Annotated in this window: 27 protein-coding genes; 19 read left to right on the top strand and 8 right to left on the bottom strand. The window is 35.2% G+C overall.

Translation table 11 applies throughout. The features are described from left to right. The first annotated feature begins 221 nt into the window (after positions 1–221). From FOT98_RS28705 to FOT98_RS28695, 3 genes are all read left to right on the top strand, one after another. Positions 222–611 (top strand): YflT domain-containing protein, encoded by a 390-nt coding sequence (locus FOT98_RS28705; protein ID WP_063260039.1) that lies wholly within the window; start codon positions 222–224, stop codon positions 609–611. A 35-nt stretch (positions 612–646) separates the two neighbouring features. Further along, positions 647–847, top strand: coding sequence for a CsbD family protein (locus FOT98_RS28700; protein ID WP_063260038.1), 201 nt, complete (start codon positions 647–649; stop codon positions 845–847). 75 nt (positions 848–922) lie between these two features. Beyond that, complete coding sequence (locus tag FOT98_RS28695; protein ID WP_000522903.1) at positions 923–1174, top strand: GlsB/YeaQ/YmgE family stress response membrane protein; 252 nt, start codon at positions 923–925, stop codon at positions 1172–1174. 181 nt (positions 1175–1355) lie between these two features. On the opposite strand, the gene FOT98_RS28690 is transcribed toward FOT98_RS28695, so the two are convergent. Then, a complete protein-coding gene (locus tag FOT98_RS28690) occupies positions 1356–1556 on the bottom strand; it encodes a hypothetical protein (RefSeq protein WP_063260037.1) in 201 nt (66 codons plus the stop codon). A 190-nt stretch (positions 1557–1746) separates the two neighbouring features. On the opposite strand from FOT98_RS28690, the gene FOT98_RS28685 reads away from it, so the two are divergent. The 5 genes from FOT98_RS28685 (at position 1747) to FOT98_RS28665 (ending at position 5130) form a co-directional block, all read left to right on the top strand. Further along, entirely contained in the window at positions 1747–2085 is a 339-nt protein-coding gene (locus FOT98_RS28685; protein ID WP_063260036.1) for an STAS domain-containing protein, read from the top strand. Positions 2086–2091: 6 nt separating this feature from the next. Next, positions 2092–2574: an anti-sigma B factor RsbW gene (gene rsbW, locus FOT98_RS28680; protein WP_063260035.1), complete on the top strand. Its 483-nt coding sequence runs from the start codon at positions 2092–2094 to the stop codon at positions 2572–2574. Next, the gene (sigB, locus tag FOT98_RS28675; RefSeq protein WP_063260034.1) at positions 2537–3313 is read left to right on the top strand and encodes an RNA polymerase sigma factor SigB; all 777 of its coding nucleotides are present in this window, start codon (positions 2537–2539) and stop codon (positions 3311–3313) included. The genes rsbW and sigB overlap by 38 nt, the downstream gene beginning before the upstream one ends. A gap of 69 nt (positions 3314–3382) precedes the next feature. Beyond that, positions 3383–3823 (top strand): ferritin-like domain-containing protein, encoded by a 441-nt coding sequence (locus FOT98_RS28670; RefSeq protein WP_063260033.1) that lies wholly within the window; start codon positions 3383–3385, stop codon positions 3821–3823. 164 nt (positions 3824–3987) lie between these two features. Beyond that, positions 3988–5130 carry a fused response regulator/phosphatase gene (locus FOT98_RS28665; RefSeq protein WP_063260032.1) on the top strand — a complete coding sequence of 381 codons (1143 nt, stop codon included), beginning with the start codon at positions 3988–3990 and terminating at the stop codon, positions 5128–5130. A gap of 56 nt (positions 5131–5186) precedes the next feature. On the opposite strand, the gene FOT98_RS28660 is transcribed toward FOT98_RS28665, so the two are convergent. From FOT98_RS28660 to FOT98_RS28650, 3 genes are all read right to left on the bottom strand, one after another. Next, positions 5187–6044, bottom strand: coding sequence for a CheR family methyltransferase (locus FOT98_RS28660; protein WP_063260031.1), 858 nt, complete (start codon positions 6042–6044; stop codon positions 5187–5189). Between the two features lie 16 nt (positions 6045–6060). After that, complete coding sequence (locus FOT98_RS28655; RefSeq protein WP_063260030.1) at positions 6061–8751, bottom strand: ATP-binding protein; 2691 nt, start codon at positions 8749–8751, stop codon at positions 6061–6063. A 206-nt stretch (positions 8752–8957) separates the two neighbouring features. After that, positions 8958–9209 (bottom strand): hypothetical protein, encoded by a 252-nt coding sequence (locus FOT98_RS28650; protein ID WP_063260029.1) that lies wholly within the window; start codon positions 9207–9209, stop codon positions 8958–8960. Between the two features lie 221 nt (positions 9210–9430). On the opposite strand from FOT98_RS28650, the gene FOT98_RS32610 reads away from it, so the two are divergent. From FOT98_RS32610 to FOT98_RS28635, 4 genes are all read left to right on the top strand, one after another. Then, positions 9431–9571 carry a hypothetical protein gene (locus FOT98_RS32610; RefSeq protein WP_001004256.1) on the top strand — a complete coding sequence of 47 codons (141 nt, stop codon included), beginning with the start codon at positions 9431–9433 and terminating at the stop codon, positions 9569–9571. A 36-nt stretch (positions 9572–9607) separates the two neighbouring features. Further along, on the top strand, positions 9608–10138 hold the full coding sequence (locus FOT98_RS28645) for a general stress protein (protein WP_061678684.1): 531 nt from the start codon (positions 9608–9610) through the stop codon (positions 10136–10138). 138 nt (positions 10139–10276) lie between these two features. Further along, on the top strand, positions 10277–10480 hold the full coding sequence (locus tag FOT98_RS28640) for a DUF4028 family protein (RefSeq protein ID WP_063260028.1): 204 nt from the start codon (positions 10277–10279) through the stop codon (positions 10478–10480). Positions 10481–10616: 136 nt separating this feature from the next. Continuing rightward, a complete protein-coding gene (locus tag FOT98_RS28635) occupies positions 10617–10928 on the top strand; it encodes a YbjQ family protein (protein WP_000637510.1) in 312 nt (103 codons plus the stop codon). A gap of 503 nt (positions 10929–11431) precedes the next feature. Here the strand turns inward: FOT98_RS28635 and FOT98_RS28630 are convergent. Next, positions 11432–11737, bottom strand: coding sequence for a hypothetical protein (locus FOT98_RS28630; RefSeq protein WP_063260027.1), 306 nt, complete (start codon positions 11735–11737; stop codon positions 11432–11434). A 117-nt stretch (positions 11738–11854) separates the two neighbouring features. Further along, entirely contained in the window at positions 11855–12847 is a 993-nt protein-coding gene (locus tag FOT98_RS28625; RefSeq protein ID WP_063260026.1) for a zinc-dependent alcohol dehydrogenase family protein, read from the bottom strand. A gap of 263 nt (positions 12848–13110) precedes the next feature. Here FOT98_RS28625 and FOT98_RS28620 point away from each other — a divergent pair, with 263 nt between their 5' ends. Beyond that, positions 13111–13341: a hypothetical protein gene (locus FOT98_RS28620; RefSeq protein WP_063260025.1), complete on the top strand. Its 231-nt coding sequence runs from the start codon at positions 13111–13113 to the stop codon at positions 13339–13341. A 13-nt stretch (positions 13342–13354) separates the two neighbouring features. Beyond that, entirely contained in the window at positions 13355–14095 is a 741-nt protein-coding gene (locus FOT98_RS28615; protein WP_063260024.1) for a type II toxin-antitoxin system VapC family toxin, read from the top strand. Between the two features lie 37 nt (positions 14096–14132). Here FOT98_RS28615 and FOT98_RS28610 read toward each other — a convergent pair whose 3' ends face one another. Then, on the bottom strand, positions 14133–14273 hold the full coding sequence (locus tag FOT98_RS28610; protein ID WP_000273537.1) for a YflJ family protein: 141 nt from the start codon (positions 14271–14273) through the stop codon (positions 14133–14135). A gap of 155 nt (positions 14274–14428) precedes the next feature. On the opposite strand from FOT98_RS28610, the gene FOT98_RS28605 reads away from it, so the two are divergent. After that, positions 14429–14791: a hypothetical protein gene (locus tag FOT98_RS28605; protein ID WP_063260023.1), complete on the top strand. Its 363-nt coding sequence runs from the start codon at positions 14429–14431 to the stop codon at positions 14789–14791. A 26-nt stretch (positions 14792–14817) separates the two neighbouring features. On the opposite strand, the gene FOT98_RS28600 is transcribed toward FOT98_RS28605, so the two are convergent. Then, positions 14818–15003, bottom strand: a complete 186-nt coding sequence (locus tag FOT98_RS28600) for a YhzD family protein (protein WP_000539550.1) — start codon at positions 15001–15003, stop codon at positions 14818–14820. A gap of 209 nt (positions 15004–15212) precedes the next feature. Between FOT98_RS28600 and FOT98_RS28595 the strand changes: the two genes are divergently transcribed. From FOT98_RS28595 to FOT98_RS28580, 4 genes are all read left to right on the top strand, one after another. Beyond that, positions 15213–16454, top strand: coding sequence for a metallophosphoesterase family protein (locus FOT98_RS28595; RefSeq protein WP_063260022.1), 1242 nt, complete (start codon positions 15213–15215; stop codon positions 16452–16454). Then, positions 16451–19375 carry an ATP-binding protein gene (locus tag FOT98_RS28590; protein ID WP_063260021.1) on the top strand — a complete coding sequence of 975 codons (2925 nt, stop codon included), beginning with the start codon at positions 16451–16453 and terminating at the stop codon, positions 19373–19375. Before FOT98_RS28595 ends, FOT98_RS28590 begins: the two co-directional genes overlap by 4 nt. A 41-nt stretch (positions 19376–19416) precedes the next feature. Next, the gene (gene yhaM / locus FOT98_RS28585) at positions 19417–20361 is read left to right on the top strand and encodes a 3'-5' exoribonuclease YhaM (RefSeq protein ID WP_000726650.1); all 945 of its coding nucleotides are present in this window, start codon (positions 19417–19419) and stop codon (positions 20359–20361) included. Between the two features lie 414 nt (positions 20362–20775). Beyond that, entirely contained in the window at positions 20776–22203 is a 1428-nt protein-coding gene (locus FOT98_RS28580) for a serine hydrolase domain-containing protein (protein WP_063260020.1), read from the top strand. Positions 22204–22552 lie beyond the last annotated feature (349 nt).

Raw genomic sequence — 22552 nt, 5'->3', positions numbered from 1 at the left:
GTTAGGTGGGGGATCAACTGCCCATAAAAGTCCGATTGGTTCAACTAATAATCAGTGGGGGATGAAGAAAACCCCCACTGATTAAAGTTTCACTTTATTCTACTAGTTTTAGGATAGAAAAAATTCACATAACTTTTTTCATATTTTATGTTTAACATTTCGAAAATGGGTGTACTACATATAATATAACAAATAATTCATTTTAAAGGAGGAAGTTAAAGATGGAAACGAAGTATAGTAAACCTTTTGTATATGAATTTATTACGGAGAAAGAGGTCATGAATGCGGCAAATGATCTAGTGAAGAAAGGAATAGACCAAAAAGATATTTACGTATTAACACATGAAAAAGAAAGGACAGATAGAATTGCAGACAATGCAGACGTGAATACAATTGGGATAAAAGAGGAAGGACTTGGGACAAGCATTATTAATGTCTTTCAAAACACGGGAGATCAGTTAAGAAATAAGATGCAAGAGTTAGGGCTTAATGAGGAAGAAGCAAACTTCTACGAAGAAAAGCTGGATGAAGGAAAAATCTTGTTATTCGTTAAGGATTTAGAAAGAGTCGGTGAATGGTTACAAGAAAGAAGATGCATGTATACTCTTTAAATCTATAAATCTATTACGAAAAGGAGATTGTAAATATGAGTGAGAACGGACTAAAAGAACAAGTTAAAGGTAAGGTTGAAAAGACAAAGGGACAAGTAAAAGAAGGAATTGGTGAAGTTACAGATGATAGAGAGCTGAAAAATGAAGGGAAGTGGGAGAAGACAAAAGGAACTATAAAAGAAAAAGTCGGAAAAGTGAAACAAAAGATAAGTGATGGATTGGATCATAAAGAATAATACATGTTTATCAAGCTTTGGTTACACACCAAAGCTTGATAAATCCAATATAAAAATAATATAGGAGGTTTAATTGTGGGACTTATTATTACGTGTATTGTAGGTGGACTTATTGGTGCGTTAGCTGGAATGATTACAGGGAAAGACTTCCCTTTAGGTATAGTTGGTAATGTGATTGCTGGATTAATCGGATCTTGGGTAGGTAGTGCGTTATTTGGTCACTGGGGTCCTGAATGGGGAGGCATTTTCGTTCTTCCAGCGTTATTAGGTGCAATCGTCTTTATTTTAATCGTTACATTCTTTTCTAGAATGCTACGGAAAGCGTAAGTATGAGAACGAATAGTAATCTTAAGTTTATTATATATAGCTATAAAGTGAATGAACTGATAAATATACATAAAAAAGCATCCAATTAAACTAATTTGGATGCTTTTTTTATGTAATCTGCATAGGAATGAGTGGAGGATGAAGAACCCCCACTCATTAAAATTACACTTTCTATTATGTATTAAGCCATCGTTACCTTTTTACAATTATTTATTCTTACGACTTGCCTTGGTTCTATATGAGATAAGTCCTCATCATTACCTATATCAACTACAATTGTATTCGTTAGTATGTTAATAATGGAACCAACTAATTTTGTAGCATGATCGTGTCGATAAGAAAATTGAACGAAATCTCCTTTTTTAAAGTTGTGCTCTTCCATAGATAGATCCCCCTAAAAATAATGTTTATACATTATACATACACAAATTTACAAGGTTTAAACATTTTGTAGTATTTTTTAAGCATGAAGCTGGGAAAGGTGTAGAAAATTTATTTATAATTAAAAAATATGTTTAAAATTAATTTTTATGGGTAATTACATAGTAAGAGTTTGAGATAAGGGGGCGGAAATGATGAATTTGGCAGTAAATATTTTGCAAAATGATGTAGGTTATACGGTACAACTTAATGGTGAGATTGATGCGTATACAGCATCAGATTTAAAAAATAAGATCATGCCTATTGCAAGCAAGAAAGAGGTTCATATTGTAGTAGATTTTACTGAGGTAGAGTATATGGATAGTACAGGCTTAGGCGTGTTTATAGCTCTATTAAAAGCGGTTAAGAAAAATGATGGCAAACTAGAATTTATTGGTGTATCTAAAAGGTTAAAAAGATTATTTGATATTACAGGGCTAACAGAAATATTAAATTTGAATTCCGATTTTGAAAAAGTAGAAAGAAGGTGACTAGGGATGATGGAGAGATTTGAAAAGATAGAAATGAAAATTCCTGCAAAAGCAGAATATGTAGCTATTATTCGTTTAACAATGGCGGGTGTTGCGAATCGAATGGGCTTTGCTTATGACGATATAGAAGATATGAAAATTGCTATTAGTGAAGCATGTACAAACATTGTGCAACATGCATACAAAGAAGACGTTGGAGAAATTACAATTGTCTTTGGTCTATATGAAGATCGATTAGAAATTATGGTTGCGGATAATGGGGTTAGCTTTGATTTTAGCACTTTAAAAAGGAAAGTTGGTCCGTATGATATTAATAAACCAGTAGAACATTTGCCGGAAAATGGTTTAGGTTTATATTTAATCAATACGTTAATGGATGATATACAAATTATGCATGATGAGGGCATGACAGTTTTAATGACAAAATATATACAAAGAGAGCAGGTGGAGAATGATGGAAATCCAATCTCAACCTACAAATCTTGCTAAAGAAGACGTTATTAAACTAATTGCAGAGTTCCAACAAACTCAATGTGATGAAGCACAGGAAAGATTAGTTAATCATTACAAAAATCTCGTACATTCCATTGCATATCGCTATTCAAAAGGTGGACCGATGCATGAGGATATTATACAAGTAGGGATGTTAGGGCTCTTAGGCGCAATAAGAAGGTATGATTATTCGATAGGAAATGCTTTTGAGCCGTTTGCAATACCTACGATAGTAGGGGAAATAAAGAAGTATTTACGTGATAAAACTTGGGGCATTCATGTTCCAAGGCGAATTAAAGATTTAGGCGGGAAGATTAAACTTGCGATAGAGGAGCTAACAGATCGTTTGCAGCGTTCACCTAAGATTATAGAGATTGCGGATCATTTAGGACTATCCGAAGAGGAAGTGCTAGAAATTATGGATGCGAAAAATAATTATAGAGTATCTTCCTTAGATGATGTAGTTGAAAATTCATCTGATGGAAGTTCGGTAGCGAGAATCGAATCTGTAGGTGAAGTAGAGCAAGGATATGAAGAGACAGAAAGGCGTCTCGTTTTAAAGGATATTTTTAACGTATTAAATGATACGGAAAAGAGTGTTATTCATTATATATTTGGAGAAAATTTAAATCAAAAGGATACAGGGGAACGGTTAGGTATTTCACAAATGCACGTTTCTCGTATTAAAAGACAAGCGATAAGTAAATTGAAGCAAGCAGCATTTTTAGATACATAAAAATTTTAAAAAATTATGTTTAAAGCATGAGAAAAGGGGTAGTTATTAAGTATAGGAGGAGATATAAAAATGTCACACGATGTGAAAGAACTAATCGAAGGATTGAACGAAGATTTAGCAGGAGAATACTCGGCAATTATTATGTATAACCATAATGCAGCTACAGTTTCTGGTATATATCGACAAGTGTTAAAACCTTTCTTTGAATCTGAAATTAGTGATGAACAGGGACATGCCCTATATTTAGCGGAGAAAATTAAGACGTTAGGTGGTACACCTACTACGATCCCTTTACCAGTGAAACGAGTAGAAGATGTTAGAGAAATGTTAGAAGAAGCTAGACAATCAGAATATGAAACAATTAAGCGCTATGAAACGAGAAAAGAACAGGCAGCGAAATTAAATATGACAGAGTTAGTTGTAAAGTTAGAAGATATGATCGCAGATGAAACAAATCATATGGAAGAATTAGATCGTCTTTTAAGTGACAAAGCAATGGTGTTAAATTAATTTATAGAGTGAAAGAACAAACTCTCATTTCTAGGGGGTTTGTTCTTTTGCTGTATAAATATGTTTGAGTAGGAAATTTTCATTTTGTAACTGAGTATGCAATACTAGAAAAATAGAAAATGATAATCGATTTATATTTTAAATAAGAAAAGGGGAAATAACTTGTGTCCATTTTAATTGTCGATGATAATCCGGTGAACATCTTTGTAATTGAAAAAATTTTGAAACAAGCCGGATATCAGGATCTTGTATCGCTTAATTCTGCACAAGAGCTTTTCGAATACATCCATTTTGGAAAAGATTCTTCCAGGCATAATGAAATTGATTTAATACTATTAGATATTATGATGCCTGAAATTGATGGACTTGAAGTTTGTAGGCGATTACAAAACGAGGAGAAGTTTAAAGATATTCCTATTATTTTTGTAACAGCTTTAGAAGATGCGAATAAATTAGCTGAAGCGCTTGATATAGGCGCAATGGATTATATTACGAAACCGATAAATAAAGTTGAATTGTTAGCGCGTATGCGTGTAGCATTACGCTTGAAATCGGAATTAAATTGGCATAAAGAACAAGAAGAAAACCTTCGTAATGAACTAGATTTAGCTACACAAGTACAAAGAAACTTATTAAGTAGCCCATTAAGGGAAGATCATATAAAAATTGAAGCAAGTTACTTACCTTCATTCAAACTAGCTGGAGATATGTATTATTGGTATAAAATCGATGAAAACCGCTACGGTATTATATTATTGGATGTGATGGGACATGGTATATCTGCTTCATTAGTTTGTATGTTTATCTCGTCTGTATTACGTGAAACGATTAAATCTTTAATCGATCCAGAACTTGTTATTAAAGACTTAAATAAATATATGACTCTTTTACATAATGAGAATGACAATATTCCATATTATTTTACAGCGATATATTTAGTAGCAGATACAGAAAAGAGAACGATTGAATATGTGAATGCAGGGCATCCTTCTGGATACGTTTTAGTTGATGAAGCGAATGTAGTGGAATTAAATCGAGGAAGTTGTGCAGTAGGATTTTTTGATGAAATAAAAGTTAAAAAGACCGTTATACCTTTTGAGAAGAACGCTCAAATCGTATTGTTTACAGATGGTGTTCTTGAAGCAATTGCACATGATGAATTTGAGGCTGAAGAGAAATTACGTGCTTTTACAGAAAGAAAATGGGGAGATTTAGAAGAAGAGATAGAAGGGTTTTACAAGGAAGAACAGAAGAAAGCACAATCAGATGATATGTGCCTCATTATGATACAAGCGAATGCGAAATAAAAAGCGAATGCGAAATAAAAAGCGTATGAAATCCAAACAGAGGATTTCATACGCTTTTATTGTATTTTTTGATAGATTTGTTCGTTCGGATTAAATTGGATATAATGCGGCATTATATGTGAGAAACGGAGAGTTTCTTTATTTCCTAAACATAGGAATCCATTGTGACCTAAACTTTCATAAAATAGTTGCTGTACTTGGTTTTGAAGTTGACTCGTAAAGTAAATTAAAACGTTACGGCAAAGTATAATATGAAATTCATTAAAAGATTGATCAGTTACTAAATTATGCTGCGCAAAAATAATGTTTTGTAAAAGAGATGGATTAAAATAAGCGAAACGATTATCTGTTGAATAATAGTTAGAAAATGCTTGTGTACCACCAGCTTGTAAATAGTTTTTCGTATAAGTTTGCATTTTATTTAACGGAAGGATACCCTGTTTTGCTTTCTCTAACACATCTGTATTCATATCTGTTGCGTAAATAACAGCTTTTTCACTTAATCCTTCTTCGTGAAGTAAGATGGACATGGATAATACTTCTTCACCAGTTGCGCATCCAGCGTGCCAAATTCTAATTTCAGGATACTTTTTTAATTCAGGAATCACATGCTCTCTTAGTGCTTTAAAAAAGTTAGGGTTACGGAACATTTCAGTTACGTTAATGGAGAAATCATTTAATACCTGTTCTAAAAATCCTTCCTCATGAATTACTTTTTCAATTAATTTTGAAATGGTAGGGATATTAGAGAGCTGCATTCGATTACAAATTCTTCTATAAATAGATGTGCGAGCATATTGGCGAAAATCGAAGCCAGATAGTTTAAATACTGCTTCCAATAGTAATTCAATTTCTAAGTTCGTACGCTTATCCATATCTACAGATGGATCAAAATTATAATACTTATTTTCCACTTAAACTAAACCTCACTTATTTTATTAACCATACACTCATTACCGAATAGAGTTGATGTAAATTTAATGGTTTACTTATATAATCTGAAGCGCCAGCAGATAAACATTTTTCTTTATCATTTGGCATTGCTTTAGCAGTTAATGCGATAATAGGTATTTCATGTAATCCTAAGTTTATTCGGATATGTTCCATCGTTTCATAGCCGTCCATATTTGGCATCATAATATCCATTAAAATAAGGTCAATATTTGTATTGTTTTTTAGTATGTCTAAACACTCTATGCCGTTTTGTGCAGTAATAATGTTGGCATGTTGTTTTTCTAATGCATTTTGTAATGCAAATATATTTCGATGATCATCATCGACAATTAAAATAGTTTTCTCTTGGAAGACGTTATTTGTTTCAGGCGTCACGATAGTTTCCTCCACAACTTCAGCAGGAATAACATCTTCTATCGTGGCTGCGACTTCTAGGTTGGATACTTGCATATCAGTTAATCCATTTGGAAGGTTAGGGATATATACGGTAAAAGTACTGCCTTCGCCTATATTGCTCTCTAACGTAATCCAACCACCTAACAATCTAGCGAACTCTTTACAAATAGATAACCCTAAGCCTGTACCACCATATTTCCGAATCGTTGCGCCATCTGCTTGTTGAAAGGCTTCGAAAATAAGTTGATGCTGTTCTTTTGCGATACCAATACCAGTATCTTTTACCGAAATTGTCATCCAATCATTACTTATAGACTGCATATCATGACTTAAATTCGTTGTTTCTATCGAATCGAAATGTAAAGAGACGGATCCTTTTTCCGTGAATTTAAATGCATTGGATAATAAGTTTTTAATAATTTGTTCAATCCGCTTTGCATCTGTATAAAACAAATCAGGAATAATATCACTGTCTTCAATCGTAAATTCGACATTTTTTTGTGCAGCTATATGTAAAAAGTTTTGATGCATATTTGCTGCCATATCACTTATGTTCGTTGCTTCAAAAATGATGTCTAGTTTGCCGGCTTCTACTTTAGATAAATCTAGTATGTCATTAATTAAAGTAAGTAAATCTTTCCCTGATGAATGAATAACAGTTGCTAACTCAATTTCATCATCGGATAAATGATTATCATGATTTTCTCTTAACATTTCGGATAATAGTAAAATACTATTTAATGGTGTGCGTAATTCATGTGACATATTTGCTAGGAATTCTGATTTGTATTTTGAGCTACGTAATAACTCACTTGCTTTTTCTTCTAATTCTGATTTAGTAATTTGTAAGTCAGCTGTCTTTTGCTCCGCCTCTTCCGTTCTAGACTCTAATTGTTCATTTGTTGTTCTTAATTCTTCGGCTTGCATTTGTAGTTCCTCAGCTTGCGTTTGCAATTCTTCTGATTGAACTTGCAACTCTTCCGTCATCGCTTGTGATTCATGTAAAAGCGTTTGAATTCGCATACGTCCCATAATACTATGGATTGTTAAACCTAGGTTATCAACAGTTTGTTGAATTAAGTCTTGATGTAAGTCTGAAATCTCAGTTACACTTACTAACTCCATTACTGCGATCACTTCATCTTCAAATAAGATAGGGATAACTAATAGGTTTTTAGGGCGTATTTCTAATAAGCCGCTAGTGACATAACGAAATTCTTCTGGTATGTCTCGAAGAATAAAGCTTTGCTTTTCTAAAGCACATTGCCCAATTAAACCTTCACCCATTTTAATGGATTGTTTCCCAATATCAGCACCTTGATCTGCGAAAGAAGCTTTTTTCACATAGTAGACAGTGTCTTCAATTTCTTCACGTACATAAAATGCACCGCAAGAAGTTTGCGTTTTTTGTATCATTCCACTAAGAATTTTGTTACCTAACATTTCAATAGAAGATACACCTTGATACTTTAAAATTAACTCTGCAAGCTCAGTTTGTAGCCACTCTCTTTTCGATATCTCGTCTAGTAAATAGTTCGTTGTATGAGCCAAATCTTTTATTTCATCATGGCTGTTCACATGAATTCTTTCCGTAATTTTTTCTTTCGAAGAAATAGATTTAATAGCTTGAATTACATTTTTAATCGTTTTTGTAATGGAATTCGAAATATAGAGTGAAATGATAATAGAAATACAAGAAAGTAAGAACAACAAACTGTATAACCAAAGCTCTAATTTATTATTTTCGGTATCTAATTGTGCAGCTCTTTTTTTCGTTAGTTGCTCCTCAACACTACGGAAGTTCGTTACCTGTGATTGTAGTGACTGAATTTGAGTCGTATCGATTGCTTGTACGTTATTACTATTGTGATTCGTAATGAGTGGATGAATCTCTTTATTAATCCAACTAGTAATGTTTTCATTAATCTGTTTTAACTTTTCTTGCTGAGAGGGGTTATCCTCTAATAGAGCAAAAAGATCTTGATAATGTTTTTCGTAATCCTTTTCCGCAGCGTTAAGGGATTGAACGTAATTTGCATCATTAGAAGTGATAAATCCTTTCGCTTTATTTTCAATTGTTAGCAATTCTTTCTCCACTTGATTCGTTAAATTAAGAACTTTAAAATCGTGCTCAATAATAAAATTACGAGATTTTTGTAAATTAGAAATCTCATTGTTTAGCATAATGAAAGAAATAAGTAAGAACAAAATGATAACTAAATAACCAGCCATAATTTTGTAGCGAATACTAAATTTTGCTTTCGAGTTCATTAAAAATTCCTACCTTCAAGGTTATTAAAAGTTTTCAATTGTAAAGAATAAAAAACGTAATATATATTATATCAGTTTTCGTAAGGCCAAACTAGAAATCCCCCTATTGTATTAGGGGGTCTCTTTTTGAATTGAGGAAATCATTTTGAAATATAAAACTATATATGAAAAGTAACAATCGAGGGAATAGGAGGATCATAAAACTTTTAAGAAGGAAAGAGTGTTTTTAAAGCTTTTTTTGCATCTATTCCTTCAAAAATAAATAATACAAGTTCTTTCTTTTTGACAGTAAGGAAAAAGGATACTAATGTGCTTAAGTTTTTAATGGAAGTAAGTGTTCCGTGTTTACCTATAAATAAAGTTGTTTGAAATGTTGTCATTAAAGCATAAAAATGATGAATCTGCGTTATTGTAGGTGTTTCATTATAAAGAATAGTAGTAGATTGGATTGCATTCATCGAAATATTCCTTTCCATATAGTAAGCATAACAATATAAACATACCCGTTTTAAAAAATGTTAAACATATAAATAAGAAAAAATATAATTATAGTTTTTATGTTTAGAAAGGGTTACGAAGGGTATACATAAACTACAAAGAGATTGACTGAAGATGAATTGTAAGATTTCTAGTCTATAAAAATATACTTTTACTTTAAATAAAAAGGAGTCTGGTATACATGAATGAACTGATGATTGATATTACATTTGATTTAATTTACTTGTTAAGTAGTTCGCTTGTAATGCTTTTACTATTCGCTTTTTTCATAAATGGTTATGTTAATAAGAAGATTAGTGTATACAGAAATGAAGAAAGATAAAGATACATGATATAAAACTTTAGGAGGTTAATAGTTATGAATGTAGATAGAAAAATAGTAGGTGTTTTTAGAACAATCGATGATGCGGCATTCGTTATTAATGAATTAAGTGATAAAGGATATCCAGCTGATAATATTTCAGCTATTGCAAAGGATCAAAAGGAAATTGAACATCTGGAAGAAAAATCGGGCGAAAAAGTGAATCATGAAACCGCACATAAAGCGGATATCTTTTCAGCGACAGGACTTGTGGCAGGAGGAGTAGCAGGCGGACTCGGAGGTTTATTAACAGGTCTTGGTGTACTTGCCATTTCTGGAATGGGTCCAATCGTAGCGGCAGGACCTATCGCAGCAGCTATTGGAGGAGCCGGTATTGGCGGAGGAGCTGGAAGTTTAATAGGAGCATTTATCGGCTTAGGAATCCCTGAGGAACACGCTAAGAAGTATGAAGAATATATTTACGATGGAAATATATTAATTTTAGTAGATGCAAAATTAGATGATAAGTTAGAAATTTATAAAATATTTGATAAGCATAATGCTTATAACTCTGATTTCTTTAAATAATATGTACGTCACATATTAAACATAGTGAATATCGTTTTTTGATCTTACAACTTTGGCGCGACCGAGGAGTCGCATGATTATAAGAGAGGAAGGGCTTATAGTAAAAGATCAAGTTTAAAAGGAAAGAGGTGTCTTTTCGTGATTATAAAAATAGTAAAGGATAGTAGTAATAGTTTCCTTTGTACGGTTCAAAACAAAAATGGAGAGAAGTATGTGAAGAAATGGTTTCGTAAACAGAAAAACAAGGAAGAATTAGGGCGACCAACTTTTAAAGAAGTAGAAAAGGATTGGAAAGAAAATAGAGAATCATTTATGTATCCAAATGTTAAAGCGCTTTCTTAAACATAATAGGCGTTTCATTCTTACAAAATTGTCACACTCCTGTAAGGTAATTCAATAGATTAGATACTTTTTCCATGTCATAATAAAGACATAAGAAAGCTTATTCAAACTACAACTTATTAGGAGAGTGTCAGTCATGATTGTAACAACAACGTCTGGAATTCAAGGTAAAGAAATTATTGAGTATATCGATATTGTAAACGGTGAAGCTATTATGGGTGCAAATATTGTCCGCGATTTATTCGCTTCTGTTCGTGATGTTGTCGGTGGTCGTGCTGGTTCTTACGAAAGCAAGCTAAAAGAAGCTCGTGATATCGCAATGGATGAAATGAAAGAACTTGCAAAACAAAAAGGTGCAAATGCTATCGTTGGTATTGATGTAGATTATGAGGTTGTTCGTGATGGAATGTTAATGGTTGCTGTAAGTGGTACAGCTGTACGTATATAAGTAAAAAAACAGGCTCACCCCTTGAAGCATATGCTTCAAGGGGATTTTTTTGTTTCATGACTAAAGTGAAAATGAAGAAGAGCTGCTGGAGTTTTATAAGTGGAAAAAATAAGATGAGGGCGAATGTATTAGCCAGCTATAAGCTGAAAAAAACTATATTGTACATATGTTTAAATTAGGCAAAACGTTATTGTAAAAGATGCTAGGAGTGCTCTCCTAGCATTTCGTGAGGGGGTATTGCACGGGAATTTAGATAATAAGCAGACACACTTGCTTATCTCAAATGTAGTATATATTGTTTTCAAAGGGAAAAGTAAGAAATACAACAATCTTTATATATGTTTAACGAAGGTGCTAATTATATGACAAATAATAAAATTGTTATTTGAGGTAAGAAAAGGTGTATAGGATGTGGAAGGTAAGTTGATAGCATTGATGCAAAAATAAAGGACAGTACATATTTTATATGACTACTATGTACTGTCCCGTTTATTCTTTTTGGATTAGGAAAAGTTGTTTCCTGTCTTACTATAAATTTCATAGGCGAAATAACCAAATAAATAGCCGATTCCGGATCCTAAACTCACTGCAAGAAGTGAATAATCTGGGAAAAACATGCCGAAAATCAAACCGATTATACAGCCGACAAGCATTCCTATAGGTATGAGACTATCTAATAAGTTTTGAGCTTCTTTTGATTTTTTCTTACCTAATTTTCCGTTCTTATATTTATGTTCCAATCTTTTTATTACAAATACTACAATTCCTCCTACTAGTATAACAGGCCAAACTGCCGAAATTAACCACATGTGAAAATCTCCTTTCACCTTTTAATAGGATTATACCAGATACTTACAAATATTCGTTCTTAAATGTATTATCTAGTCTATTTAAAAGGCCAATCAAAAAGACTCCTTCAATTGCAGTTAATAACTCGTCAAAAACACTTTCCCTTTCGTTTTCTCAGCAGACTGTACGACATCAACTGCCGCTTTCACATCCGTTAAATCATATGTAGAATGGACTTTCATAAAACGTAATTGCTTATTTTCAACTAAGCGAATTAAGTGACGAAACGTTTCTTGCCATTTATATGGTGAGACTTCTTTATTCCAATGTCGTAAATGAAATATGTTCGCATGCACTTTCGCTTTCGTGACAATCTCTGCCCAGTTCACTTGTATTCCTGATAGAAGCCCGATCGTTAAAAAGTGCCCGTTTGGACGTAAGGAGAAAGCTAATGCATTTCCATCCGGTCCCCCGATAGAGTCAATCGCAGCATCCGCACCAATCCCGTTCGTTAATTCCATAACGGTTTCATAAAGCGGGGCAGTGGAAGTATCAATTACATGTGTAGCACCAAGGTGCAGTAATTCTTCTGTATGTTTATTATTTCTTGTAACAGCAATTAATCGGAAGTTTAAAATTTGTGATAACTGCGCAAATAGATGTCCAATAGCGGATCCGCAAGCGTTCACTAATAAAACGTCATTACGCTGTAAGTTTAACGTTTCTGTACAAGTGACCCACGCCGTAAGAGGATTAATATACATTTGTGCCGCTGTAAAATCATCAATAGAATCCGGAATAGGGACTACAAAATCAGCTGATGTCTTCACATACTCTTGCCAAGTACCTTCTCCGCGTAACGGTAAAACACGTTTACCGATAAGGTCTCTCGTAACGCCCGCGCCTACATCTTCTACAATACCAACACCTTCATAACCGGGTATGTTAGGTAAAGGAATTCTATGAGCATACGCTCCCGTTATTGGAATTAAGTCAGATGGATTAATTGGCCTAACTAACATACGAACGAAAACTTCATTATCTTTTAATTGTTCTATATTTTTATATTCAACTTGTAATACATCTTTTGGGTTGCCGAACTTGTGAAATTGAATGTGTTTTCCGTGCAAGATAAATGTGCCCCCTTAGTTTGATTGGGTTTATTATAGCATTTTTGGTTTTTGGGGGGATTTTATTAATAATAAATAAATGAGTATTCATATATATAATTTAACGGAAAAACTCCTTGAAGTTTATACTTTGAGGAGTTTTTTTGTACAGCAAAATTTATGTTTCAGATTCATGATTTAACTTAGAAAATCATATGTTTAAGTAGAGCTTTTTTCTGTCAAAAATGTATGTAAGAATTTTAATTTGGACAAGGAGGAAAAACATGGACAGATGTCGAAAGTTGAGGCAGTCTTTAATTTTAAATGAAAAAAAAGATGAATTGGGGGTAATAGATATGAGTCAAGTAGTTACGGACTTTCAACCGTTGGAAGCAAAAGAAGTAGAGAAGTTAGTAACTCGTCGTCCGAAAGATGCTCAAGATTTAAGAAAAATGATTGGAACCCGTACAGCTGGTAGCAAAAATCTAGTAGATATTTATAAAGAAGAAAAATAAGGGAGACATATAGATGGTAACTAATTTCGTTCAAGATGAGGGTGCTGTTTTAAGTATTCAACAAGCATCGATTTATGTAGATGCTTGTTTTATTTTGGCGTTTTTAGATGAAGATGATTCTCGTTCTGATAAGGTAGCCAATTTGATTAACGCATGGGCTCAGAAAGAAATAAAAATGGGGATTAGTTCACATACTTTTACAGAAGTAGTGGGGGTTCTTATGAAGAATAAAGTTGAGCGGGCGTTGAAGATTTATAAAGATAATGTGAAAAACATACAGTCTAACGTAATAGAGTGTTTGAGTGAAGAGGATAGAAGAGATATTGTGTCTGTAGAAGCAGCATGTAATTTATATAAAATATATGAATATATTATTGAGCAAAGAATGAAGGCTGGAGATAAGAACACGGATGTTTATGCGAAAGAATTGTTAAAAGTAGGAAAGAGACATACTGAAAGACGGAATGGATTAACTACATATTATATAAATGCTGTTAAAACCTTTGAAGAATTTATATATAGTATGGAGAATTATTTTGGAATTAAAATTGAATATGTTTCTTCAGATAAGAAGATTATCGAAGATACGGCACAGTATATATATCTTTATCAATTAGATAGTTATGATGCAATGCATTTAGCAATAGCCAGGAAAAAATGTGATTATTTGGTGACCTTAGATCGTGATTTTATATATAATTTTTCTCAAGCAGATGAGAAATTAAACAAAATAATTGTATTTATCGCCTCATAAATAAAAAGGAAGCAACCAAAGTTGCTTCCTACATCTATTAAGCCGAAGCTCTCTTCATTCTCTCAAGTAAACTAGATAACACATGCGTACGATACGACTCTAGTTTTTTACCTTCATAAGTACGAATACCTAATTTTTTAAGTTCTTTTACATACCAACCTTTGCTTCCGAAATACATGTAATCGCTCCCCTTCAACTTTGTTTTTATTTGTTCTGATTGCATATGGAGGTACAGGTAATATAAATGAAGGAAATGAATTTCGCGCGAAAATGGTTAACTTTGTTGCAAAAGACATATATACTAAGGATAGTATATAACGAGGTGGGCAAGACGTGATTATAGAGAAGCACGAAATTCAAATTGACCAAATTACGAGCGGTAAAGTGAATATCTTTACTTTCTATAGAAATAGAAAGCAAATTGATGATCATTTTTTACGATTGCAAGAACCATCGCTTACAGCAAACTACTTCTTCCATTTTCATTTTGATGCAGAGAGCTTGCATCTACTGCAGGAAGAGTTTCCAAGCGTATATCCATACGACGGTAGTGAAACGATTCACAACTGGACGGAAAAGATGAAAGCAGAGTTGCAACATCAGATCCAAACAGGAAAATGGAATAAGCGCGTACGTATCGGTAATCGCATTCTAGATGTGGCGTTTACGTGGTGTGACGAAGATATAGTAGAGTAAAAAGAAGCGGGTGACGCTTCTTTTTTTTAGCGCTGGAATAAAACGAGCTTACCTGCAGAAGATGTGCAGCGATGTGTTTTTTCGTGCAATCCTTTTTCTTGTAAAATAGATTCACCTTTTGCTTTCGCTTCTTTTTCAGTTGCCGCCTCGAATGATTCATCTAATGCTTTTGAACCATCTTTTTCAAAGACTGTTAGAACGTATACTCCCATGAAAATTCCCTCCAATAATAAAAATCAGAATCTTATAACTATTTTGGCATAAATCACTAGAATATGCAAAGAAATATATGACATTGCGTGGTACAATAAGGTGAAACTTTAATAAGCGGGGGTGTCTATTCATTCCTACTTATTAAAGTTTTCAGCAATTTTAATGTTGATAAAATGAAACTTTTGAAACATAGAAAGGATCGTTATTTGTGAAACAAGTGAAGTTTATACATGCGGCTGATTTGCATTTGGATAGTCCGTTTAAAGGAATGGAGATGAATGTACCGCAGTCTGTTTGGGAGAGAATGAAGCAGAGTACGTTTGAATCGTTCGAGCGTATTGTTGATAAAGCGATTCAAGAGCGCGTTGATTTCGTATTACTGGCCGGGGATTTGTATGATGCGGAGACGAGAAGTTTGAGAGCGCAAGTGTTTGTGCGCGAGCAAATGAAGAGACTGTCGCAGTACGATATCCCTGTTTTTATTATTCACGGTAACCATGATCATTTAGGGGGAAGCTGGGCAGCAATTGAGTTTCCGGACAATGTTCACGTGTTTACGGAGCCTTATGTGGAAGAGAAATCATTTTATAAAAATGGTGAGCTAGTAGCTTCTATTTACGGGTTTAGTTATTTGCAGCAAGCGGTAACGGATAATATGACAGCGCAGTATACGAAAATGAGTGATGCGCCTTTTCATATTGGTATGCTTCACGGAAGTGTGGAAGGGGATGCAGAGCATAATCGCTATGCACCGTTTCAAATTCGTGAGCTAAAAGAAAAGCAGTTTGATTATTGGGCTCTCGGCCATATACATAAACGTGAAATTTTATCAGAAGAGCCGTGCATTATTTATCCAGGTAATATACAAGGACGTCATCGTAAGGAAACGGGCGAAAAGGGTGCGTACTTGATTGAACTTACGAAACAAGGAACGCACTGTTCATTTTTCCATACGGCGGATGTTGTGTGGGATGAGATAGAAGTGAGTATCGATGGACTTGAAACGGTTGATGAACTTATAACTGTAATATCAAGTGCGATGAATGAGTGCCGAAGAGAAGAAGAAGGGACGCTTTTAACGGTCGTATTTACAGGACAAGGACCACTTTCTCCTTATTTACGTGATGAAAAACGTGTGGAAGAGATTTTTCATATTTTAGCAGCTGGCGAAGAGCGAAAAGACTTCGTATATGCGATGAAATGGAAAAATGAGACGGTTTCTTTTGCGGAAATCGAGCGTTTGAAAGAAGAAAATCATTTCGTCGGTAGTGTGCTAAAAGAGTTAGAAGCTTTCACCAATATGGACGGCGTGTTGCGCACGATTTGGACATCTCCTGTAGCGCGTAATAGTATTGAATCTTTTACAGAAGAAGAGAAGAAAGAGATTCAAAAGGAAGCAGAAAATATTATTTTAGAGCAATTATTCCAGCAAGAGAGGGATAAAAAATGAGAATTGAAAAACTCCATATTTATGGGTACGGAAAATTAGAAAATGTGGAAATGGATCTTTCATTGCTGACTGTTTTATATGGTGAAAATGAAGCGGGGAAATCGACAATTCGCTCATTTATGAAAAGTATTTTATTCGGTTTTCCGACGAGAGGACAGCGCCGTTATGAGCCGAAAGAAGGCGGCAAGTATGGCGGTGCGATGACTGTGCAAACAGAGAAGTATGGCCGTTTGAAAATTGAACGATTGCCAAAGACGGCAGCTGGTGAGGTGACCGTTTATTTTGAGGACGGGAAAACGGGCGGCGAAGAAATTTTACACGATATATTAAGCGGGATGAATGAAAGTTTATTTGAATCGGTCTTTTCATTTGATATGCACGGTCTTCAAAACATTCATCAGCTCGGCGAAGCGGATATCGGAAATTATTTATTTTCAGCAAGCGCAGTCGGAAGTGACGCATTATTACAGCTAGATAAAAAGCTAGAAAAAGAAATGGATCAGCGCTTTAAGCCGAGTGGGCGTAAACCAGAAATTAACGTGTCACTGCAAGAGATGAAGAAGCTTGAAGAGAAGATGAAAGAGTGGCAAGGGAAAATTGGCACGTATGAAAAGCAAGTGGAGCAGTTAAAAGAAAGTGAAGAGAAACTCGCTTCTGTTCGCGTGGAAAAAGAAAATGCAGAAAAGCGAAAGCAAGATTATGAAATATTAGCAGCGCTAGAGCCTCTCGTTATTGAAAAGCGTGCGCATGAGAAAGTGTTAGAAAACGAGAACGGGCAATTTCCTGTAAACGGAATGGCGCGCTATGAAGCGATTAAGGCGAAGATGGAGCCGCTTCAATTACAAGTTGATTCGCTCCATAAAAAAATAGAGAATGTGCAATCGGAAATGGAATCGATTCAAATAGATGAAGCGTTTTTGCAAAAAGAAAGTTATGTAGAAGAACTTCGTATGCAGCACATGTCTTATGAAAATGCACGACAAGAAATGCGCGATATGACAGGAACGATTACGAATATAAAAGAAGAACTGACAGAACTAGAGCAACAAATCGGTGCTACGTTTGAAAAAGAAACAGTCCTGTCGTTTGATATGAGTTTGGCAACGAAAGAGTTAATTACGCAAACAGTGCAAAAGGCGCGTGAATTAGAAACGCAAAAAGCACAACTTGATGATCGTTTTAAAGTAGCGCAGGATCAATTAGAAGAACAAGAAGAAAACATAAGACAGATTAAGCAACAAATGCTAGCGGATGAAGAGCGAAATGCGTTAGCTGAGAAAGAGAAGTCGTTCCAAGATGCGGCGTTTATCGGCATGGGCGCAGAGAGAATGAAGCGTAAGTACGAGGAAAAAGCAGGAGCGGCAGTGCAAAAGAAAAAGCAGTGGCAAAGAGTTTGTCTTCTGTTACTTCTTATTAACACAGTCGTTTTATTTACAAGCTTATTTATAGATAACCGCCCGCTCTTATTTATTAGTGTCATTGTTTTTGTAGGGATTGTTCTTGCCCTCGTTTTATATAAAGATCCGTCAAGTGGATTACAAGAAGAGCTTCTTACTCTTCAGCAAAGTGCTGGCGGGAGACAAGGTGAAGAAGCGATGTCTGTGCGCTATGAGTTAGAAAAAGATGAAGAGATTCGTAAGCTATTTGAGCGTGAGTCATATAAGTTACAACAAATGGAGCGAGCGTATGATAAAGTCGTTTCATCCTATGAGGAGTGGGAGCGAGAAACGTTCCGCATTAGCGAACAAGTAAATGTGTATAAAATGCGCTATACGTTCCCTGAATTTTATACGTATGCGCACATATTGCCGGCGTTTGAGCGTATGGAAAAAATGCAGCAATTATATCGTGATTTAGAGAAGAAAAGTGAGCGCAAATCTTCATTATATGAAATGATTTCGCATTTTGAACATAAACTAGAAACTGTTATCGGTAGTGCAGAGTATAGTAAGCTGCACGAGGCACAAATCCGTATGCAAAATGAGAAAGAAAAGCGCCAAACTTGTAAGCAGCTAAAAGAGAAGTTGGCGGAATGGCAAGAAGAGTATGAGTTCATGCAAGAGCAATTAAAACAACTGTTAGTAGAACGAGATGGATTATGGCATATCGCACATTCTACAGATGAAGAGATGTTTTTAGAAGCGGGTAAACTATCGGAAAAACGTGAAGATGCTGAGAAGCAAGTAGGGCGTTTATTACCGCAAATTGATCTATTAGAACAGCGTTTAACGAGTTTATCATTAGCTGAACATTATGAGGCTGACGGTTATGATGAGAAATTAAAGCAAGAAATGACAGCCGCGCAAAACTGTCTTACAAAGGAAAAAGAACTGACAGAGCGCATTGCGAAGCATCGTATGGAAATTGCGAATTTAGAAGAAGGCAGTACATATGGTGATTTAATGCACGAGTGGGAAATGAAAAAAGCGCAAGTGCGTGAACAAGTGAAGAAGTGGGCTGCGTATGCGGCCGCAAAGACAGTGTTAACGAAAACGAAGCAATATTATCATGAAGTACATCTTCCCCGTATTTTACAAAAATCAGAAGAGTACTTTGTGTATTTAACAGGCGGACGCTATAGTAAAATCTTTTCACCGTCAGAGGCAGAGCCGTTCATCGTTGAGCGTAACGATGGTATGCGTTTTTACAGTCATGAGCTAAGCCAAGCGACAGCGGAGCAGTTATATTTATCGCTGAGATTTGCATTAGCGAAAACATTTGAACATGATTATCCGTTCATTATTGATGATAGTTTCGTGCATTTTGATGCAGTAAGGACGAATCGTACAATTGAACTTATAAAGGAAATTGCGAAAGACAGACAAGTCATCTTCTTTACATGTCATGCGCATTTACTAACGTATTTTACAGAAAAACAGATTATAAAATTAGTGCGTAAGCGTAAAGAAAATGAGTTGTAGTGTGCTATACTAAAAGTAACTGATATGGTGGAGGAATTCGAATGAAAAAGAAAATTGCAGAATATGAAGTTGGTGAACAAGTCGATGTTTTCTTGTTAATTAAAACAGCGACAAAAGGTCTAGCAAGCAATGGAAAACCGTTTTTAACAGTAATCTTACAAGATCCAAGTGGAGATATTGAAGCGAAGCTATGGGACGTATCACCAGAAGTTGAGAAACAATATGTAGCGGAAACAATCGTTAAAGTAGCTGGTGACATTCTAAACTACAAAGGACGTATTCAATTACGTGTGAAACAAATCCGAGTTGCGAATGAAAATGAAGTAACGGACATCTCAGACTTCGTAGAAAAAGCACCAGTGAAAAAAGAAGATATGGTCGAGAAAATTACGCAATACATATTCGAAATGAGAAATCCAAACATTCAACGTCTAACAAGACATTTATTAAATAAGCATCAAAATGAATTTTTAGAATATCCAGCAGCGACGAAGAACCATCACGAGTTCGTATCTGGACTAGCGTATCACGTCGTATCGATGCTTGATTTAGCGAAAGCTATCTCAAATCTATACCCATCATTAGATAAAGACTTACTATATGCAGGCGTTATTTTACACGACCTTGGTAAAGTAATCGAATTATCTGGCCCAATTTCTACGACGTACACGTTAGAAGGAAATTTACTAGGCCACATTTCTATTATGGTGAACGAAATTGGTAAAGCGGCAGATGAGCTGAACATCGATGCAGAAGAAGTATTAATTCTTCAACACATCGTGCTTTCTCACCACGGAAAAGCAGAATGGGGTAGCCCAAAACCACCGTTAGTAAAAGAAGCAGAAATTCTGCACTACATCGATAACTTAGATGCAAAAATGAACATGATGGACCGCGCGTTAGGACGCACAAAACCAGGCGAATACACAGAGCGTGTCTTTGCTCTTGATAATCGTTCGTTCTATAAACCGACGTTCCATAATTAATAATGTGAATCAAATGGCCTCATTAAGTGTTAATACGCTTAGTGGGGCTGTTGTATAATGATAATAAAGTTATTGAATTTTGATTATTAAAAAGCTAAGAGCCTTACTACATTCTACGTAGCAAGGCTCTTTAAAGTTGTTTCAAATTACATCCATCTGTTCGTGCGAATGTAACTATTCGCAATTATTTGATATTATAAAGATGAATAGAAAGATAAATTAAAATTTAGTTTCGTAGTTGTAAAAGGAGGTTATTTATCCAACATTAACGGGCAGTAAAACTCCCACCTCAAAATTTGGCTGGAGCAAAGAAGTTAGGTGGGGCTCGGGCTGCCCGTAAACGTCCGATTGGTGAGGGCTGATTATAGGTTCACTTTATATTATTCTCTTATAATTTTCCAAAAAGGAGAGTTTATGAAAAAGATTATTGTTTTTGTATTAACGATATTTATATTAATCTCAGGATTTGCAACACAAAGTTATGCGTTGTCAGATTCGCAATCTGCGGCAATACAAGCGTTGCTAGATGATGCCTGTCGTATATCAGGTGTGCCGGGAATGTCAATCTCAATACTTGCTGATGATGAAGTGTTCTACTTTTCTTCAGGGTATGCAGACCGTGAAAAGGGGTTGTCTGCAAGTGAAAATACACTCTATGAGTTAGCCTCGGTCAGTAAAGCTTTTACCGGTATGGGTATTATGCTATTGGAAGAGCAAGGGCTGCTCTCAATGACTGACCCTGTCCAAAAATATTTACCTTGGTTTACATTAAAGTATCAAGGGAAACCTGTTGATATGCAAAGTCTTACACTAAATAACTTTCTTCACCATACCAGTGGTCTAACAAATATTAGGCATACTCAAAATATTCCACAAGGCAATACACCGGATATGTTGCAAAAGACTGTGGAAATGCTCGTGGATGCTGAATTGGCGTTCCCTCCCGGTGAACAGTATAACTATGGAACCGTTAATTATGACGTATTGGGTTTGGTTATTGAGATTGTGTCGCGACAAAGCTATGAAGACTTTATGAAGGAGCAGGTATTTCAGCCGTTAGGTCTTCACCAGACGTATGTTTATAAAGAAGATGCTCAAGCCACTGGACAGTTGGCACAGGGCTACCGTTCTTCCTTTTTTATGACAACTCCATTTAAAGCTCCGGATTATGCTGGGAATAAACCCGCAGGCTACATCATTTCTAATACAAAAGATATGGCGCGTTGGATGGGCATACAGATGGGTATCGTGCAGGACATACCCGAAATATTTCACACGGTTATCGAAAAATCACATAGGGGTGATATGTCTGTTTCGGCTGTCAACGGTATGTATTATGCGGCAGGCTGGTCCGTAAACGCCGAACAAACGATTATAGAACACACTGGGGGCAATCCAAATTTTAGAACCGAAGTAGTCATACTGCTAAATGAACGAACAGCCGTATCCTTGCTGAGCAACGGCGCAAATACCAATACAAACATGGTACTAAAAGTTAAAGATATATTAGAAGGCAATCTAACTCAGTCATATGAAATAAGCGGCACACAGCTTTTGGATATCATTTTGTCGTCTATCACAATTATTTTTGGCCTATTGGCCGTTTTGCTATTTCTCTTAGGATTACGCAGAAGGAAAACGAATGAGCGGCAGCCAATGACAAAAAAGAGAATAACCGTAACAGTTATTTTTCTGATCGTTACGATTGCCCTGTGTATACTGTGCTGTGCTTTGGATTGGTCAACGATACTTATTTTGCAAACATATAGTGTTCTTACAGCTTTGATTTCGTCAGCATTATTAACAGCAAGCATTACATGGTTTGTATACACTCACCGATAAAATACCTCGCTCCTAAGATAAGCATAATGTTAAGTCATTAAAGTCCGATTGGTGAGGGATGATTAAAGTTTCACTTTATTGAAAATGAAATAAAATAGTTAAGAAGTACGCATGGGTGTAACGAAGAACTAATAAAACATATCTTGCCACTAGAATGGGAGTATATCAACTTTTTAGTTGAGTAACACCAGTATTTCAGAAAAAATATGTTAAGCAAAAAATACAATAAGCTGTCCATATGGGCAGCTTAGTTAGTCGGGTAAGCGGGGGGCATCGCTGCCCCCAACTCCCCTCAGAACCGTACGTGACAGTTTCCCATCATACGGCTCAAGCCTTCTTTTTATCCGAT

Source organism: Bacillus sp. HY001, from assembly GCF_007558965.1.
GTDB lineage: Bacteria > Bacillota > Bacilli > Bacillales > Bacillaceae_G > Bacillus_A > Bacillus_A mobilis.
Note: the sequence above shows the minus strand (reverse complement) of the source record. Positions and strands in the feature narration are given on the sequence as shown.